Below are 16,648 nucleotides of genomic sequence, written 5' to 3' on the forward strand. Positions count from 1 at the left end.
CCACGCTATTCGACGGGCACGGCGCACCATTGAACGGTCGGCCTTCTCGACCCGACACATCCGCGGGCACCCTAACCGATCCCCCGTCCTCGCACAATGTTACTTTCCGATCTCCGGCCGCGGAGCGGCATACGACCGCTATTCACGAACGAGTGTTCCGCGTCCGATGCACCCCCTCACCCTGCCCTCTCCCCCTCCGGGGGCGAGGGAATCGAAACAGCTCCCTCTCCCTCGGAGAGGGAGAGGGTCGGGGTGAGGGTGGCGTATGTGTCCACGCATATTCCGGTCTAAGACGAGAGGAAGTGCGCGGCGGCGTCCGCCACCGCGTCAGGGGACTCGAGGTGGAGCATGTGACCGCCCGGAATCCTACGGACCGCGGCGGCGCGAATGAGCCGCGCGAACTCCTCCGCGTACGCGGGCGGGTTGGCGCGGTCGGCCTCGCCCCACAGGATGAGCGTCGGCGCCGACAGGCGATGCAGCCGTTTCTTGAGCCCCTTGTCGGGGATGGGCCAGACGAACTTGCCCATGGCCGAGAGCCGCTGGATCTGCTCGATCTGCGCCGCCACGTTCTCCTCTTCCGTCTGGGGCAGCGTCGCCCACTCCCGCGCTGCAGGCGACTCGGGATCCGTCCACAGGACGGCGCGCAGCTCGGCCGCGGGCAGGATCACGACGTCGGCGACCGGCTTGGCGTCGAGCCAGAGCCCGAGCGGCGAGATGAGCACGACCTTCTTCGCGCGTCCGTGGCAGATCGAGGCGAGCTCGGCCGCGGCCATCCCGCCGAAGAAATGGCCGGCGAGATACGCCGAGGCGATGCCGAGGGCGCCCATGAGCTCGTCGTAGGCGAGCGCCAGGTCCACCACGTCGTCCACGGACTCGACGCCCTCCGAACCCTGGACGCCGGGGTGAAAGGGCGCGTGGACGGTGAAGCGCTGCGCCAGCCTGTCGAGGAACGGCGGCCACGCGCTCCGGTCGTGGAAGGAGTGGAACCAGACGAGGTCGGGCCCGCTGCCGGCCGTGAGGACGCGAAAGCGGACCGCGCCGCCGCGGATCTGGACGACCTGCTCGCGCGGCGTCATGCGGCGTCTCCGTTGCCGGCCCCCGAAGGCCACCAGTGGTCCTCGTAGCCCTTCCAGGTATCGCGCATGTACGGCAGGACTTCCTTGCCGAAGAGCTCGGTGTTCTTGAACACGAGCTCCTTGGGCATGCTGCCGATCTGCAGCAGCACCATGAGGTGGCCGACGCGGAGCTTCTGGACGCAGTCCGCGAGCTGCTCGCGCACGGTCGCCGGGCTGCCCGCGATGATATAGCCCTCGTTGACATACTTCTTCCAGTCGAGCGACTGCCGGATCTTCCGCGCCTGGTCGCCGACCTGCGACCGGACGCCCGCCTGCAGCGTCTTGAGCGTCCGGTAGCCGGGCGCCTCGGCGAAGCCTTCCCACACGTGCAGGCACCGCTGGTAGAAGTAGTGGACGTGCTCGAAGTACTCGCGCTCGGCGGCCGCGTCGGTCTCGGACACGCAGACGAGCTGCAGGAACCCGGCGCGGTAGGGGTTGTCGTCCACGCCCAGCCGCTCGAGGGCCTGCCAGAAGCCGTCCATGGTCGTCTTGCCGCGCTTGTAGCCGTAGTAGGAGAGGTAGCAGTAGACGTAGTTGAGCCGCGCCGTCCACTCCCAGGTTTCCACGCTTCCGCCGCCCGGGATCCACACCGGCGGGTGCGGCAGCTGGAGCGGTCGCGGCCAGATGTTGACGTAGCGGAGCTGCGTGTATTTCCCGTTGAACGCGAAGGTCTCAGGCCGCGTCCACGCCTGCATGACGAGGTCGTGCGCCTCGTAGTAGCGGTCGCGGAGCGTCGCCGGGTTGACGCCGTAGCCGAAGTTCGTGTCCATGGAAGTCCCGACGGGAAAGCCCGCCACGAGCCGCCCGCCGGAGATCGTGTCGAGCATGGCGAACTCCTCGGCCACTCGCACGGGCGGGTTGTAGAGTGCCAAGCTGTTGCCCAGCACCACGAGCGCCGCCTTGGATGTCCGGCGGGTCAACGCGGCGGCCATCAGGTTGGGCGAGGGCATGAGCCCGTAGGCGTTCTGGTGGTGCTCGTTGACGCAGAGGCCGTCGAAGCCCAAGCGCTCGGCGTGCTCGAGCTCGTCCAGGTACTCGTTGTAGAGACCGTGGACCTTGCGCCCGTCGTAGAGCGACTGCGGCACGTCCACCCACACCGAGCGGTAGTCGTTCTCGAAGTTCTCCGGCAGGAACCGGTACGGCATCAGGTGGAACCAGCAGGTCTTCATTTGCGCAATGGTAGGATGGACGCCGTGCCGACGCAAGCGCCACTGGACACGACATCATGACCGGCCACTTCACAGCCGAGCTCAGGGTCGGCCTCGAGGGCGCGCGCTACATTTACCTGACGACTTACAGCCGGGCCGGCAAGCCCGGCACCGTGCCGACCTGGTGCTGGCTCCACGAAGGCGCGCTGTACTTCACGACTCAGCGCGCGAGCCTCAAGGCGAAGCGCATCAGGAACAGCGGGCGCGTCATGGTCAACGTCGGCAGGAAGGACGGCCCCGCCTTCGAGGGGCACGCCGAGTGGGTGGACGATAGGCCCGACCTGGAAGGGGCGATTCTGGTGGCGTATCGGCGCAAGTACTGGATCCTCGTGCCGCTCTGGATGGGCCGCTACATCCGCAAAGGTCTCCTGGCCAAGACCAGCGTCCTCGTCCGGATCCGGCCTACGACGCGCTGAGGCTACGGCGGCTTGACCGCCCTCCCCTTTGGCCGTAACATGCCCACACTGTACTCACGCGGGAGCTCGGTTCCCCGGGCTGAGAGGGCAGCGAACCTGCTGCCGACCGCTAACAACCTGACCTGGGTAATGCCAGCGAAGGGAGGCCAGATGAAGACCTACATCTCGGGCTCCAATCCCTCGATCCGCGTGCCGGTTCGCGCGCTCACCCTGACCAACGGCGAGACCCTCCGCCTCTACGACACCAGCGGCCCCTACACCGACCCCGACCACGCGGTGGACCTCAAGCAGGGACTGCCGCCGCTCCGGCGCCACTGGATCCTCGAGCGCGACGACGTCGAGCCCGGGGCGGGCGGGCGCTGGGGCCTTCGAGCCAAGCCCGGGCGCGTGGTGACCCAGATGCACTACGCGCGCAAGGGCGTGATCACGCCCGAGATGGAGTTCGTGGCGCTGCGCGAAAACTGCTTGCCCGAGCTTGTCCGTTCCGAGGTCGCGCGCGGGCGGGCCATCATCCCCGCCAACGTGAATCACCCCGAAGCCGAGCCGATGATCATCGGCCGGAACTTCCTGGTGAAGATCAACGCCAACATCGGCAACTCCGCCGTCTCCTCCTCGATCGAGGAGGAAGTGGAGAAGATGACGTGGGCGACCAAGTGGGGCGGCGACACCATCATGGACCTCTCGACGGGCAAGAACATCCACGAGACCCGCGAGTGGATCATCCGCAACTCTCCGGTGCCGCTCGGCACCGTGCCGATCTACCAGGCCCTCGAGAAGGTCGGCGGCAAAGCGGAGGAGCTGACCTGGGAGATTTTCCGGGACACCTTGATCGAGCAGGCCGAGCAGGGCGTGGACTACTTCACGATCCACGCGGGTGTCCTGCTCCGCTACGTCCCGCTGACGGCGAAGCGCGTGACCGGCATCGTCTCGCGCGGCGGCTCCATCATGGCCAAGTGGTGCCTCTCGCACCATCAGGAGAGCTTCCTCTACACGCACTTCAGGGAGATGTGCGAGCTGATGGCGGCCTATGACGTCTCCTTCTCGCTGGGCGACGGGCTCAGGCCCGGTTGCCAGGCCGACGCGAACGACGAGGCGCAGTTCGCCGAGCTGGACACACTGGGTGAGCTGACGAAGATCGCGTGGGAGCACGATTGCCAGGTCATGATCGAGGGGCCCGGGCACGTGCCCATGCACTTGATCAAGGAGAACATGGACCGGCAGCTCGAGAAGTGCCACGAGGCGCCGTTCTACACTCTGGGGCCGCTCACGACGGATATCGCGCCCGGCTACGATCACATCACCTCCGCCATCGGCGCTGCGATGATCGGCTGGTACGGCACGGCCATGCTCTGCTACGTCACGCCCAAGGAGCACCTGGGACTGCCCGACAAGCAGGACGTCAAGGACGGCGTCATCGCCTACAAGATCGCCGCCCACGCCGCGGACCTCGCCAAGGGCCACCCCGGCGCGCGCGACTGGGACGATGCGCTGTCGCGCGCGCGCTTCGAGTTCCGCTGGGCGGACCAGTTCGACCTCTCGCTCGATCCCGAGACCGCGCGCTCCTTCCACGACGAGACCCTGCCCGCCGAGGGCGCCAAGGTGGCGCACTTCTGCTCCATGTGCGGGCCGCACTTCTGCTCGATGAAGATCACGCAGGAGGTTCGTGAATACGCCAAGACCCAGGGGCTCGCGGACGACAGCGCCGCCATCGCCCAGGGCCTGCGGGAGAAGGCGGAAGAGTTCAAGAAGGTCGGCAGCCGCCTCTACGTCCCGAAACCCTGACCCCACTCTTCCCTCTCCCCCGCCGAGGGGGAGAGGGCAGGGTGAGGGGGATCAGTCCTTCGTGAGGTACTCCCTGAAGGTCTGCCGCAGGCTCACCCAGTAGAAGACCTTGGCTGTGCTCTCGCACAGCATGGAGCCCAGCGCCGGGTGCTTCAGCGTGAGAACGCGCTCGGGGTGCGCGCCGTGGCGCACGGGTCCCGGAGCCTGGACCCAAAGCACCCGCCGCGAGGGGAACATCGCGTCGCCATCCTTGAACAGGATGAAGGGGCGATAGCGCCCGTCCCGGTTCGCGAGGAAGACGACTCCCCAGAGCGGCGCCGTCCTCAAGGCCTCTCCCGGCTTTCCTGCGGGCTCGCCGAGCCGGAGGAGCGCCGCGTAGTCCTGCCGGCCGTCACCGTTGAAGTCCGCGCGGAAGAGCTGCTCGCGCCGCTGTCCCGCCCCGCAGCGCTCCTCCAGGATCTCGTCGGCGCTCACCACGCCGGCGGCCGGGTGGAGGCGCTTGATCGCCTCCGTGAGCGCGGTAGGCAGGGCGGAAGGCTCCTCGGCGCCCGCCGCTCCCGCGGCGAGGGCCAAGGCTGCGAGCGCTACGAAGACGCTCAGGCTGGCCGTGGCTCGCGCGCAGCAGCCCCGGCCGCGTGGAGGAGCGGCTCGGGCGTGTCGGGGTTGATCGAGCAGTCCGGTCCCAGCAGGAGCCGGCGGCCGCCTGTCTCGGCGATCGCGCTCCTCGCGCGGCCCGCCAGCGCAGGACCTGTGAACCCCGCGATGTCCGGCTTGCCGGGAAATCCACCGACGACCGCCCGCCCCGTCTTGAGCTGGCCTTCGGCCAGCGTCGGGTTTCCGGGCACCGTCGCCCAGGAGAATGCCGTCACCGGATAGTCAAGGAACTCGTCGAAAAGCGCGCCCTCGCCGCAGACGTGGAGCAGGTTGAAGGGCGCGCGCTCGACGGCAGTGAGAACCCGCAGGTCGTACGGGCGCTGGAAGCGCCGGCACTCGGCGGCGGTCATGAGGGAGCGAGTGGCGAGGTTCGTCGCGTAAAAGAGCCCGTCGGCTCCCGCGTCGAGGCAGGCGTCAGCAAAGGCACGAAGCGTCACGGCGACGGCGTCGAGGGCGTGCTCGAGGGCCGTGGGAGCGGCACGCAGCAGCGAGAGCGTCTGCTCGCGGCCGCCCGTCATGAGGAACGGCATGACCATGAGCGGCGAGAACACGGTCCAGATGATCGGCGTATCCGGGCCGACTGCCGCGCGTATCAGCCTGAGCGCGGCCAGCTGCTCGCCGAAGGCGCCCGCGAGGGGATCGGCGGGCTCGAGCGAGGCGAGACCGGCCGCGTTGCCGACGGGCGCGTGAGTCACCGTGAAGGGCACCGAGCGCTCGCGCGAGGCCCGGTACTGGAGTCCCCACATCTCGGCGAAGCACTGCGCCCGCGACTGCGGCTTGAGGTAGTCCCAGTCGAAGGTCTTGGCGAGGCGCAGCGTCTCCCCGGCCAGGCCCTCGGCCGTGTTCTCCGCGGCAAAGTTGTGCAGCCAGAAGGCGATGGGGACGCGGTCGACGGGCTCGCCGCGGAGCGCCGCGAGGACCCGCTCGCGCTTCGTCGTCATCAGGGTTTCAGCCTCAGGTCCTCGTAGGGCGCCGTGTACGGGTCGTCGGGCAGGGCGTTGACGCCGTCGACGGCGACCCGCGGACCGATCGAGACCAGATACGCGTACTCGATCACGGGCCCGAACATGACGCGCTCGTGGATGATCTGCTGCATCTTCTGGAGGATCTGGCGGCGCGCGCGGGGGTTGCCCTCGTTGGCCTGCGCGTTGAAGAGGCCGTCCACCTCGGGGTAGCTGCCGTAGGCGTAGAGCCCGCCCGTGACGGCGTACTGCTCGAGCCGCGTCGCGGCGTTGCCGGGCGCGCCGCTGCCCGCGAGGATGATGTTCTTGAGCGTCTTGTCACCGAACTGCTTGAGGAAGGCCGCGCGCTCGAGCAGGCGCAGGCGCACGCGAATGCCGGCCGCGGTGAGATCGTTGACCACGGGCTCGCCGATGCCGGTGCCGGCGAAGGGCTCGCTGCTGAGATCGCCCGCGTCGAAGCCGTTGGGATAGCCGGCCTCGGCGAGCAGCGCGCGTGCGCGCTTCGGGTCGTAGGGATAGAGCGGGGGCTGCCAGAAGTACTCGAGGCTGTGCGGGATGAAGCTCGCCGAGATCGTGCCGAGGCCGAGATAGCCCGCGGTGTTGATGGCCACGCGGTTGATGGCGAGGTTTGCCGCCAGCCGCACCCGCCTGTCGTGCCACGGCGACTTGGGATCCGTCTGGTCGGCGAAGACGAGCCAGTTCGTCACAGGGATCTTCGCCGCCTTGAGCGCGAGACCGGGCGTGCGCCGGACCTCTTCCGCGAGCGCGCCCGAGAACCCGTAGGCGACGTCCACCTCTCCCGTCTTGAGGGCCGCCAGCCGGGTCGCATCGTCCGGGATGACCTTGAACACGAGGGTCTTGATGGCCGGCGCCTTGCGCCAGTAGCCGTTGAAGGCCTCGAGCACGAGCTCGATGCCCGGCTTGAACGAGACGAGCCGGTACGGGCCCGCGCCCACCGGGGCCCGCTTGAAGCCCTCGTCGCCCACTCGCTCGACGTACTTCTTCGGCACTATCCACGCCGCGCCCGTGGCGGGCGTCCCGTAGAAGGTCATGAAGTCGGGCCAGGGCTGCTTGAGGCGGAAGCGCACGCGAAGCGGGTCGGCGATCTCCACGGCCGCCACCTTCGCCTTGAGCAGGCCGGCGCTGGCGCCGCGGTAGCGCTCGAAGGAGAACTTGACGTCCTCTGCGGTCACGGGATCACCGTTCTGAAACTTGGCGCCCTTCCGCAGCACGAACTCGTAGCTGAGCCCGTCCGCGCTCCGTGACCACGACTGCGCGAGCGCCGCGCCCATCCGCGTGCCGGGCAGCGGCCGCACGAGCGCGTCGTGGACCGCGTAGTACACCATGAGCGGCAGCGCCGTCCCGGTGGCGTCCGCCGGATCGAAGAAGGCGGGCGTGAGCGAGACGTGGACGCCCCAGGTCATCGTGCCCTCCGCCGCCCGACCAACCCCCGGATTCGAGACCGCGGCGAACACCAGAACAAGGGTGACGGCAACGGCGAGACGAAGCGAAGAGCTCAAACGCATTCGATCTCCAGTTTGGCCTGCCCGGATAGGGCTGCTCAAAAGGGTCCAGATACGAGGCGGCGCCCGAAGGCAGCAGGCGAGGCGTGGCCCGGCCACGTTGAGCCTGCTGCCGAGGGCGCCAACGAAGTAGATGGGCTCTTTTCAGCAGCCCGGTTACGCCGCGTCGGGGTCGATGCCGTGCTCCTTGAGTTTCTTCCTGAGCGTGTTGCGGTTGATGCCGAGCAGCTGGGCGGCTCGGACCTGGTTGCCCTTGGTCTCGCGCATGACCGCGCGCAGAAGGGGCTTTTCAACGAGGCCGACCATGAGGCTGTGCAGGTTCGCCGAGGCGTGGCCCCGCAGGCCTCGCACGCAGTCGGCCATCTTCCTCTCGATGATCTGCTCCAGCGAGGCGTCGGCGGCCACGCCGGCAGCGGCGGAGACGGGGCCGATCGGCAGGTGCTCGGGCAGAATGACGCCGCCCGAGGCCATCACCATGGCGCGCTGGATCACGTTCTCGAGCTCGCGGACATTGCCCGGCCATTCGTAGCCGGCGAGCCGGTCCATTGCCTCGGGCACGACCACGCGCTCGCCGAGCGTCTCGGAATACTTGGAGAGGAAGTGCTCGACCAGGAGCGGGATGTCACCCCGGCGCTCGCGCAGCGCGGGCAGCGAGAGGCTCACGACGTTGAGCCGGTAGAAGAGGTCCTCGCGGAACTTCCCCGACTTCATCATCGCTTCGAGATCACGGTGAGTGGCCGCGAGCACGCGCACGTCCATGCGGATCAGCTCGTGGCCGCCGACGCGCTCGAAGGTCCGCTCCTGAAGCGCCCGCAAGAGTTTCACCTGCAGCTCCGGCGGCATGTCGCCGATCTCGTCGAAGAAGACCGTGCCGCCGTGCGCCAGCTCGAGCTTGCCGAGCCGCCGCTCCTTGGCGTCGGTGAACGCGCCCTTCTCGTGGCCGAAGAGCTCGGACTCGAGCAAGGTCGCCGGAATGGCCGCGGCCGAGATGCCGACGAAAGGCCGGCCGGCCCGCCGGCTGTAGTGGTGCAGCGCCCGCGCCACGACCTCCTTCCCCGTTCCCGACTCGCCGCGGAGGAGCACGGAGACATCGGTCGCCGCGACGCGGCCGATCGTCTTGTAGACCTCCTGCATGGTCGGGTGCCGGCCGACGAGCGCCCCGAACTCCCAGACCTCCCTGAGCCCGGTCTTGAGGGACGTCACCTCAAGCGACAGGCGCCGGGCCAGCAGGGCACGCTCGGCCAGGAGCAGGGCCTCGTCGATGTCGAAGGGCTTGGCGAGGTAGTCGTAGGCGCCCTTCTGCATGGCCTGTATGGCCGTCTCGACGGTGCCGTGGGCGGTCATGATCACGACCTGGGCATCGGGGCGCTTGCCGCGCACGTGGCCGAGGAGGGTCAGGCCGTCCATGCCCGGCATGCGGATGTCCAGCAGGATCAGGTCGAAGGGCTGCGCCTCGGCCTCCCGGAGGGCGGCGGTGCCGTCCTTGACCGCGGTGACCTGGTAGCCGGCCCCGCGGAAGCCCTTCTCGAGCACCCAGCGGAGCCCGTCTTCGTCGTCGGCGATGAGGATGCGCCCTTCGGCCATGGTTGCCATAGTACCGTGCGTTCTCCTGGATTTCGCTCGCCTCGGACGGCGGGGCCCCAGCCCCGCGACGTCCTGCAGCTCGGTCCTGGATTTCGCTCGCCTCGGACGGCGGGGCCCCAGCCCCGCGACGTCCTGCGGCTCGCCCTGCTATCGCGCGATGGGCAGGAAGCAGGAGACGGCCGTGCCGCGCCCCGGTTCGCTCGTGACCTGTATGGCGCCCTTGTGCTCTTCGACGATGCGGTGGCAAAGGGCCAGACCCAGGCCCATGCCCCGGTCCTTGGTGGTGAAGAACGGCGTGAAGAGCTTGTCGCGGGTGGCCTCGGGTATGCCCTGCCCCTCGTCGGCGATCTGGATCTCGGCGAGGCTCTTCTGGCCCTGACCCAGGTCCACCTTGGCGAAGAGCGGGTTCATGGACAGGCGCGTGACGAGCGTGAGACGTCCCCCACCGGGCATGGCCTCGATGGCATTTCGCACGAGGTTGTGGAAGACCTGCACGATGCGGTCTTCGTCGGCCAGGATGGGCGGCAGGCTGGGGTCGTAGCGCCGGACGAACTGGATGCCGAGCGAGGTCGCCTCCTCCTCGAGCAGCAGGGCTACGCGCTCGAGGAGCTGGTGGACATTGAGCGGCACGGCGCGGAGCGTGACCGGGCGCCCGAGGTCCAGCAACATCTCGATGATGCTGTTGACCCGGGTCACCTCCTTGAGAAGCACCGCCGTGTACTCGCCCCAGCGCGCCTCGTCCCCGAGCTCGCGCTGCATGAGCTGCACGGCGCCGCGGATGGCCGAGAGCGGGTTGCGGATCTCGTGGGCGAGCCCGACGGCCATCTGCCCCGCCGCGGCCAGGGTCTCGCCGCGGCGCACCTCGGACTCGAGCTGGCGGACGCGCGAGATGTCGCGCACGACAGCGACGGCGGAGGTGACCGCCCCGCTCCGGCCGGCCAGCGGCGCCGTCACCAGGCTCACGTGCACGGGGCGGCCGTCGGGACCCTCGATCACGGCGGAGGACTCGGAACGGCTCTCGCCGGTGACGAGCGTGTCTGTCAGATGGCGCACGAGGGAGGTTTCGGGCGGGAAGACCTCCTTGAGGGCGCGGCCGGTCACGCGCCGCGCGGAACGGCCGAGGAGATCCTCCGCCGCCGGGTTCCACAGGATGATCCGGAGATCGGCGTCCACGCCGACGAGCGCGTCCGGCAGCCCCCTCACCAGCGCCTCGTAGTCCAGGGAGGCCATCAGGCCAACGCCATGTCGGGGACGGCGTTCATGGTCAGCGGCGCGCGCTCGCCCGCCTCGAGCCGGTCGTTGCCCGCGGCGGCGATCATCGCCGCATTGTCGGTGCAGAGCCGTCGGGAGGGAACCAGGAGCTCCCAGCCGCGATCGACGCACCCACCCTCGAGCGCTCCTCGCAGCTCCGTGTTGGCGGCGACGCCGCCCGTCAGGACCACGCGCCGGGTGCCGAGCCGCTGCCCGGCGTGGAGCGTCTGTCGGACGAGCATCTTGACCACGGTCGCCTGGAAGGACGCGGCGACGTCCGCCACCTGATTTGGCGACAGGCTTCCGGCGCGGCGAACGTGCAGGGACACCGCCGTCTTGATCCCGCTGAAGGAGAAGTCCAGGGCGCCGTCGGTCATGTTGGCCGTGGGAAAGCGGATGGCGGCGGCGTCCCCGCCGCGGGCCGCGCGCTCGATGGCGGGGCCTCCCGGATAGCCCAGGCCCAGGAGCTTGGCGACCTTGTCGAAGGCCTCGCCCGCGGCGTCGTCACGCGTCTGCCCGACCCGGGCGTAGCGCCGCGGCGCCTCCGCGACGTACAGCGCCGTGTGACCGCCCGAGACGACGAGGGCGAGAAACGGGTAGTCGGGGGCGCGGTCCTCGAGGAAGGCGGCGTAGATGTGCCCCTCGAGGTGGTTGACGCCGACGAGCGGCGTGCCGTGCACCCACGCCAGCGCCTTGGCCGCCGAGCAGCCGACAAGGAGCGAGCCGACGAGCCCGGGCCCCTGGGTCACGGCGACGCCGTCCAGATCGCGCAGCCCCAGGCCGGCCTCGGCCAGCGCGCGGCGGATGACGGGAACGACCACCTCGAGGTGGCGGCGCGAGGCGAGCTCGGGCACCACGCCGCCGTAGGGGGCGTGGACCTCGTCCTGGGAAAGGACGACGCTCGAGAGCACCTTGCGTCCGCTGTCGAGCACGGCGGCGGCGGTCTCGTCGCAGGAGGTCTCGATGCCCAGCACAATCATGATTTACTCAGCCCTCGCCTCACGGCTTCGCCCTTCGGCTCGAACCGCCACGCCTGCGGGATTGACCCAGCTCTCGCCTCGCGGCGGCCACGGCCGCCTCTCAGCTCGAACAGCGGGCATCGTCTCAGCTCGAAAGTCAACTACTTGGCCAGCTGGGAGACGGGGACGAGACGGATGCCGCGGGCCTCCCAGCGCGGGACGTACTCGCGCAGGAGCCGCGCCGTCAGCGGATGCCCGTGCGCGATGATGATCACCTCGCCGCGGTGCTCCGCCCACCAGGCGACCTCGTCCCACCTCACGCGGTCGCCGGCCTCTCCGGCCGCGTGGTCGACCACGATCTGCCGCCGCCCGGCGCGCAGCCCCAGCGCCTTGGCCTCGTCGTAGGCAACGGAGAGGTTGCTGGCGAGCCCGTCCACCAGGAAGAGGCGCCGCCCCGCCAGCACCTCCAGCACCGTGCGCATGCGTGTCCTATCCTCGGTCATCCGCGAGCCCATGTGGTTGGTCACGCCCACGGCGCCCGGCACGCTCGCCAGATGCGCGCCGACCTGCGCCTGCAGCTCCTGCGGGCCCATCGCCATCAGCAGCGCGCCCGGGCCCGGATCCACTTCGGGGAAGCGGTACGGCTCCATGGGAAGGTCGAGGATGACCTCCATCCCCGCCTGCGCGGCTTCGCGCGCCGTCCACCCCGACAGCGGCAGGCCCGGCAGGATGGCCACGGTCAGCGGCCGCCGTATGTCGCGGAGCGGATCGAAGACGTCCCGCCGTGCGCCCAGATCATCGACGATGACGGCCACGCGTGGCGCGCTGACCGGGACCGGCGGCGCCGGGGGCGCCGGCAGCGGGTCCCGCGGCCTTGGGGCTGCCGGAGCCCGGGAGGGCGTTGCGGGAGCCGGCGACGACCACCACGGCAGGCCGAACAGGCTCGCCGCGCCGCGCCGGGACTGCCACTGGTCGAGCCCCACCACCGCGACCAGCAGGACCGCGATGAGACCGGCGAGAGCCGTCCAGACTCGCGCCGGCATGCCGCCAGATCAGCGCGCCGAGGTCTGCGCCGGCGCGCCCGCCGGACGGGTCGTCTTGTCCAGGATCTTCATCCCCTTGAGCAGGTCGAGCGCGCGCTGCAGCTGCGGGTCGCGCTTGAGCTGGTCCATGAGACGCGCCTGCTCGTCGAGCGGCGGCTGCTGCGGCTGCACCTCGGGCGTCTGGCCCGCGGCGGGCTTGGGCGCCTCGACGATGATGTCCGGCGTGATGCCCTTGCCGTGGATGGAGCGGCCCTTGGGCGTGTAGTACTTCGCGGTCGTGAGCCTGAGCCCCGAGCCGTCGGAAAGCGGGATGATCGTCTGCACGGAGCCCTTGCCGAAGCTCTGCGTCCCCAGCACCACCGCGCGCCCCCAGTCCTGGAGCGCCCCCGCCACGATCTCGGAGGCCGAGGCGCTGCCCTGGTTGACGAGGATGACGATGGGGAAGTCCGAGTAGACGCGCTTGCCGCTCGCCTGGAAGCGCATGTTCTGGTTCCGCACGCGCCCCTCGGTGTAGACGATCAGCTTGCCGGGCTCGAGGAACTTCTCGCTCACCTCGACGGACGACGTCAGGAGCCCGCCCGGGTTGTTGCGCAGGTCGAGCACCAGCCCCTGGATCTTCTTGCCCTTGGAGTACTTCTCGAGCGCCGTCTCGATGTCAGTGCCCGTCTGCTCCTGGAACTGGCGCAGCCTGATGTACTCGATGCCGGGCTCGAGTTCGGCGCTCTTGACGGACTGGACCCGGATCTGCTCGCGGGTGATCGTGAAATCCTTCGGCTCCGTCCACCCCTCGCGGATCAGGCTGATGACGATCTTGCTGCCCGGCTTGCCGCGCATGCGCTTGACGGCGTCGGTCAGCTGCATGTCCTTGGTCGAGATGCCTTCGATCTTCACGATGCGGTCGCCGGGCTGGACGCCGGCGCGGTAGGCGGGCGTGCCCTCGATGGGGGTGACGACGGTGAGGACGTCGTCACGCAGCGTGATCTCGATCCCCAGGCCCCCGAAGCTGCCCGAGGTCTCCACCTGCATCTCGCGGTACATCTCGGAGTCGAGGAAGGAGGAGTGCGCGTCGAGGCCCCGGAGCGTGCCCTTGATGGCGCTGTAGATGATCTCCTTGGGCGGCAGCTCGTCGACGTACTGGCTCTGGATGATCGACAGCACCTCCGTGAAGAGGCGCAGGTTCTCGTAGGTCGCCGCCTGCTCGTTGCTCTTGCTGGCCACCCCGCCGCCCAGCGACAGGGTGAGCAGGAGCAGGACCGCCGCGATCATTACCGCCTTCTTCACGTGCCGAAGCGAGCCCATCGTGGTCTCCTTGGTCCTGCTATTTGTCCCCTACCCTCGGGGCCTGAGCCATTGAGCGGGGTCCTGGGGCTTTCCCTGGTAGCGCACCTCGAAATAGAGGCGCGGCCCCTGGAGTGAGCCCGTGTCCCCGACCGTGCCGATCACCTGTCCCTGTCTGACGTCGTCCCCCTCGGCCACCTTCATGTCGGCGACGTGAGCGTAGAGCGTGTAGTACTCGCTGCCGTGGTCCACGATGATCAGGTTCCCGTACCCCCGGAACCAGCCCGTGTAGAGCACGTGGCCCGGGAAGACGACGTGGACGCCCGCCCCCTCGGCGGCGTCGATGTCGATCCCGTTTCGGAACGTCTTCGTCCCGAAACGCGGGTTGACGCGCGTGCCGTACTCCTCGACAACCCGCCCCGGCGCGGGCCACTCCAGCCGCCCGCGCATCGCCCCCAGCCCCACTCCCGGCGTGACCTCACCGGGCATCGCCTTCGGCGGCTTCGAAGAGGGCGGCGGGACCTTCGCGACCCGCCGCTTCTCCTGGAGGTTCCGGATGAAGGCTTCCAGGCGCCGCGTGGCCTCGCTAAGCTCCCCGACCATCCGGTCGTGGTAGACCCGCTCGTTCCTGACCCGCGCGAGGAGGGCCCGCCGCTTGGCCGCCTCGCGGTCCGCCTCGGCCCGCTCGCCCTCCGCCTCGGTCCGGAGGGCCGACATCTCCCCGCGGCGGGCCTCCAGCCTGCCCTTCCTGTCCGCCAAACCCTCGGAAGTTACACGATACTCTCGAATCATCCGGGCGTCCACCGTCGCGAGCGTGGTCAGGTGACGAAGGCGCACGGCTTGGGCGACCGGGTCGTCGCCCGAGAGGAGGACGGGCAGCGCCCCACCCTGGACCTGCATCCGGTACATCGCGCGCAGGCGCTGCGCCATGGCGTCTTCCTGTCCCGAGCGCATGTTCTCGAGGCGGGTGATATCGCGCTGGAGATCGCCCATCTCGGCCTGGGTGCGCCTGATCCGCCCGTCGAGCAGCGCGACCTGCTTGCGCTTGTCGTTCAGCCGCCGGTCGATCGTCTCGAGCTCTGAGAGGATGCCGGCTTCGCGCTTGCGCGCCTCCGCAGCCTTGGTGCGCTCCTCCTTGAGGCGCTTCTGCGCCTGCTGGAGCGCGCGCTCCTTCTCGTTGAGGTCCGCGCCGTCCTTCTTCTGCTGTCCCGTCGCAGGCAACGCGAGAGCCAGCACGAGAAACAGGAGCGCCGGCGCGGACCGGGAGGCGCGCATCACACCGTCACCCGGCCGCGGGCCAAGAGGCCGCCCAGCGCGCCCAGGAGGGCGCCGCCCGCGATCAGGAACAGGATCTGCAGCAGCGAGAGAAAGGCCGCGCGGGCCAGGCCCAAGGTCAGCTGCAGCAGCGGCTCGAGCCGTGGCGCCCCGACGGCATAGGCCGCCTCGAGCAGAGCCAGCGCGACGACGGCGCCGAGCAGCCCCTGGACCATGCCCTGCAGGAGCTGCGGGAGCCGGATGACGGATTCGCTCGCGCCGACGAGCCGCATGATCTCCGTCTCCGCGCGGCGGGCGTGCAGGACCAGCGTGGTCGCGGTCGTCACCGTCAGGATGGCGGCCAGCGCCAGCACGGCTCCCACGGCGAGGCCTACGATCTGGAAGAGACGCTGCCAGCGGGCGAGGCCCTCGACCCATTCCGCGCCGCCCTGGACTTCCTCGGCCTCGGGGAAGGCGGCGAGCCGACCGGCGAGCGCGCGAGTAGCCTCAGGAGTCGTGGAGCCTTCGGCCGGCGTCACCTCGAGCGAGGCCGGCAGCGGGTTGCGCGGCAGGTGATCGACGACGCCGGCCTGGGAGCCGAGCGACTGGCGCAGCGAGCGGAGCGCCTCGGCCTTCCCGACGTAGCGCACGCGCTGGACGCCGTCGAGCGCTTCGACGCGACGGGTAAGGTCGGCGAGCGCGGCGGTCGACGGCTCTTCCCGAAGAAAGACCACCACCCTGACGCGGTCGCGCCACTGCCCGACGGCCCGCCCGAGGTTCAAGGACAGCAGCCAGAAGCCGCCCAGCGCCGTCAGCGAGAGGGTGATGAGCAGGATGGCGCTGACGCCGACCCGGCCCGCGCGCCGGAGGTCCACGAGGGCCTCGCTGACGATGAAGCTCAGCATCTGGGGCTCAGCATCTGGGGCTCATCCCTCGTCCTTGACCAAGACGCCGCCTTCGAGCCTCAGGGTCCGGCGCTTGAGCTGAGCGGCCAATCGCGCCTGGTGAGTCGCGAACAGCACCGTGGTGCCGCGGCTCGAGATGTCCTTGATCAGGTCGAGGATCTCGCCCGCCATCGCCTCGTCCAGGTTGCCCGTGGGCTCGTCGGCCAGCAGGAGCGCCGGGGACTTCACGATCGCCCGCGCAAGGGCGGCCCGCTGGGCCTCGCCCTGGGAGAGCTGGGCCGGATAGGCCTGGGCTCGCGAGGACAGGCCGACGGCCTTGAGCGCCTGGAAGGCCCGTGGCGTGATGTCGCGGCGCGCGGTGCCCAGGACGCGCAGGACGAAGGCGATGTTCTCGAAGACGGTGCGGCCCGAGAGGAGCTTGGCGTCCTGGAAGACGATGCCGAGCGAGCGCCGGAGGAGCGGGACTTCCCGGCGGCGCAGCGCCGTGAGGTCGAAGCCGGCGACCTCGATCTCGCCGTCCGAGACCTGCTCGTCGGCGTAGAGGAGGCGAAGGAGCGTCGTCTTGCCGGCCCCGCTGGCGCCCGAGAGGACGACGAACTCGCCCTTCTCGACGGCGAACGAGATGTCGCTGAGGGCCGGCAGCTTCATCGGCCCGCTTTCGAAGACCTTGCAGACACGGTGGAGCCGTATCATGGGGCTCCGTCCATTCTATCT

General features: G+C 69.7%; 15 protein-coding genes and 1 riboswitch. Of the genes, 2 read left to right on the forward strand and 13 right to left on the reverse strand.

Going from position 1 to position 16,648, the window contains the following annotated elements; genetic code table 11:
• Positions 1–287: 287 nt before the first annotated feature.
• Positions 288–1,076: an alpha/beta hydrolase gene (locus tag Q7W02_10105; protein MDO8476528.1), complete on the reverse strand. Its 789-nt coding sequence runs from the start codon at positions 1,074–1,076 to the stop codon at positions 288–290.
• Complete coding sequence (locus Q7W02_10110) at positions 1,073–2,284, reverse strand: LLM class flavin-dependent oxidoreductase (protein ID MDO8476529.1); 1,212 nt, start codon at positions 2,282–2,284, stop codon at positions 1,073–1,075. Before Q7W02_10110 ends, Q7W02_10105 begins: the two co-directional genes overlap by 4 nt.
• 56 nt (positions 2,285–2,340) lie before the next feature.
• Between Q7W02_10110 and Q7W02_10115 the strand changes: the two genes are divergently transcribed.
• Together Q7W02_10115 and thiC are read left to right on the forward strand one after the other, a co-directional pair.
• A complete protein-coding gene (locus tag Q7W02_10115; GenBank protein MDO8476530.1) occupies positions 2,341–2,739 on the forward strand; it encodes a pyridoxamine 5'-phosphate oxidase family protein in 399 nt (132 codons plus the stop codon).
• A gap of 48 nt (positions 2,740–2,787) precedes the next feature.
• Positions 2,788–2,901: riboswitch (TPP riboswitch) on the forward strand.
• Positions 2,890–4,521 (forward strand): phosphomethylpyrimidine synthase ThiC, encoded by a 1,632-nt coding sequence (gene thiC, locus Q7W02_10120; protein MDO8476531.1) that lies wholly within the window; start codon positions 2,890–2,892, stop codon positions 4,519–4,521. It overlaps the preceding riboswitch by 12 nt.
• A 51-nt stretch (positions 4,522–4,572) precedes the next feature.
• Here the strand turns inward: thiC and Q7W02_10125 are convergent, their stop codons facing one another.
• The 11 genes from Q7W02_10125 to Q7W02_10175 all read right to left on the reverse strand — a co-directional run bounded on the left by Q7W02_10125 (position 4,573) and on the right by Q7W02_10175 (position 16,627).
• Positions 4,573–5,094, reverse strand: coding sequence for a hypothetical protein (locus Q7W02_10125; GenBank protein MDO8476532.1), 522 nt, complete (start codon positions 5,092–5,094; stop codon positions 4,573–4,575).
• 23 nt (positions 5,095–5,117) lie between these two features.
• Positions 5,118–6,116, reverse strand: coding sequence for a uroporphyrinogen decarboxylase family protein (locus Q7W02_10130; protein ID MDO8476533.1), 999 nt, complete (start codon positions 6,114–6,116; stop codon positions 5,118–5,120).
• On the reverse strand, positions 6,116–7,561 hold the full coding sequence (locus Q7W02_10135) for an ABC transporter substrate-binding protein (protein MDO8476534.1): 1,446 nt from the start codon (positions 7,559–7,561) through the stop codon (positions 6,116–6,118). The genes Q7W02_10130 and Q7W02_10135 overlap by 1 nt, the downstream gene beginning before the upstream one ends.
• Before the next feature lie 255 nt (positions 7,562–7,816).
• The gene (locus Q7W02_10140) at positions 7,817–9,253 is read right to left on the reverse strand and encodes a sigma-54 dependent transcriptional regulator (GenBank protein ID MDO8476535.1); all 1,437 of its coding nucleotides are present in this window, start codon (positions 9,251–9,253) and stop codon (positions 7,817–7,819) included.
• A gap of 138 nt (positions 9,254–9,391) precedes the next feature.
• The gene (locus Q7W02_10145; GenBank protein MDO8476536.1) at positions 9,392–10,474 is read right to left on the reverse strand and encodes an ATP-binding protein; all 1,083 of its coding nucleotides are present in this window, start codon (positions 10,472–10,474) and stop codon (positions 9,392–9,394) included.
• A complete protein-coding gene (gene tsaD / locus Q7W02_10150) occupies positions 10,474–11,478 on the reverse strand; it encodes a tRNA (adenosine(37)-N6)-threonylcarbamoyltransferase complex transferase subunit TsaD (protein MDO8476537.1) in 1,005 nt (334 codons plus the stop codon). Before tsaD ends, Q7W02_10145 begins: the two co-directional genes overlap by 1 nt.
• Before the next feature lie 137 nt (positions 11,479–11,615).
• Positions 11,616–12,497, reverse strand: a complete 882-nt coding sequence (locus Q7W02_10155; protein MDO8476538.1) for a divergent polysaccharide deacetylase family protein — start codon at positions 12,495–12,497, stop codon at positions 11,616–11,618.
• A gap of 9 nt (positions 12,498–12,506) precedes the next feature.
• Entirely contained in the window at positions 12,507–13,796 is a 1,290-nt protein-coding gene (locus Q7W02_10160) for a S41 family peptidase (protein ID MDO8476539.1), read from the reverse strand.
• Between the two features lie 30 nt (positions 13,797–13,826).
• Positions 13,827–15,050, reverse strand: a complete 1,224-nt coding sequence (locus Q7W02_10165; GenBank protein ID MDO8476540.1) for a peptidoglycan DD-metalloendopeptidase family protein — start codon at positions 15,048–15,050, stop codon at positions 13,827–13,829.
• Positions 15,050–15,934, reverse strand: a complete 885-nt coding sequence (locus Q7W02_10170; GenBank protein MDO8476541.1) for a permease-like cell division protein FtsX — start codon at positions 15,932–15,934, stop codon at positions 15,050–15,052. The genes Q7W02_10165 and Q7W02_10170 overlap by 1 nt, the downstream gene beginning before the upstream one ends.
• A gap of 21 nt (positions 15,935–15,955) precedes the next feature.
• Complete coding sequence (locus Q7W02_10175; protein MDO8476542.1) at positions 15,956–16,627, reverse strand: ATP-binding cassette domain-containing protein; 672 nt, start codon at positions 16,625–16,627, stop codon at positions 15,956–15,958.
• Between the last annotated feature and the right edge of the window lie 21 nt (positions 16,628–16,648).

Source organism: Candidatus Rokuibacteriota bacterium (assembly GCA_030647435.1).
In the GTDB taxonomy this organism is placed as follows: domain Bacteria; phylum Methylomirabilota; class Methylomirabilia; order Rokubacteriales; family CSP1-6; genus AR37.

Coding starts and splice junctions, on each gene's coding strand:
- Q7W02_10140 (MDO8476535.1), bottom strand. CDS start 9,253: ATGGCAACCATGGCCGAAGGGCGCATCCTCATCGCCGACGACGAAGAC.
- Q7W02_10155 (MDO8476538.1), bottom strand. CDS start 12,497: ATGCCGGCGCGAGTCTGGACGGCTCTCGCCGGTCTCATCGCGGTCCTG.
- Q7W02_10165 (MDO8476540.1), bottom strand. CDS start 15,050: ATGCGCGCCTCCCGGTCCGCGCCGGCGCTCCTGTTTCTCGTGCTGGCT.
- Q7W02_10170 (MDO8476541.1), bottom strand. CDS start 15,934: ATGCTGAGCTTCATCGTCAGCGAGGCCCTCGTGGACCTCCGGCGCGCG.
- Q7W02_10160 (MDO8476539.1), bottom strand. CDS start 13,796: ATGGGCTCGCTTCGGCACGTGAAGAAGGCGGTAATGATCGCGGCGGTC.
- Q7W02_10115 (MDO8476530.1), top strand. CDS start 2,341: ATGACCGGCCACTTCACAGCCGAGCTCAGGGTCGGCCTCGAGGGCGCG.
- Q7W02_10135 (MDO8476534.1), bottom strand. CDS start 7,561: ATGACCTGGGGCGTCCACGTCTCGCTCACGCCCGCCTTCTTCGATCCG.
- Q7W02_10175 (MDO8476542.1), bottom strand. CDS start 16,627: ATGATACGGCTCCACCGTGTCTGCAAGGTCTTCGAAAGCGGGCCGATG.
- Q7W02_10110 (MDO8476529.1), bottom strand. CDS start 2,284: ATGAAGACCTGCTGGTTCCACCTGATGCCGTACCGGTTCCTGCCGGAG.
- Q7W02_10130 (MDO8476533.1), bottom strand. CDS start 6,116: ATGACGACGAAGCGCGAGCGGGTCCTCGCGGCGCTCCGCGGCGAGCCC.
- Q7W02_10145 (MDO8476536.1), bottom strand. CDS start 10,474: ATGGCCTCCCTGGACTACGAGGCGCTGGTGAGGGGGCTGCCGGACGCG.
- thiC (MDO8476531.1), top strand. CDS start 2,890: ATGAAGACCTACATCTCGGGCTCCAATCCCTCGATCCGCGTGCCGGTT.
- Q7W02_10105 (MDO8476528.1), bottom strand. CDS start 1,076: ATGACGCCGCGCGAGCAGGTCGTCCAGATCCGCGGCGGCGCGGTCCGC.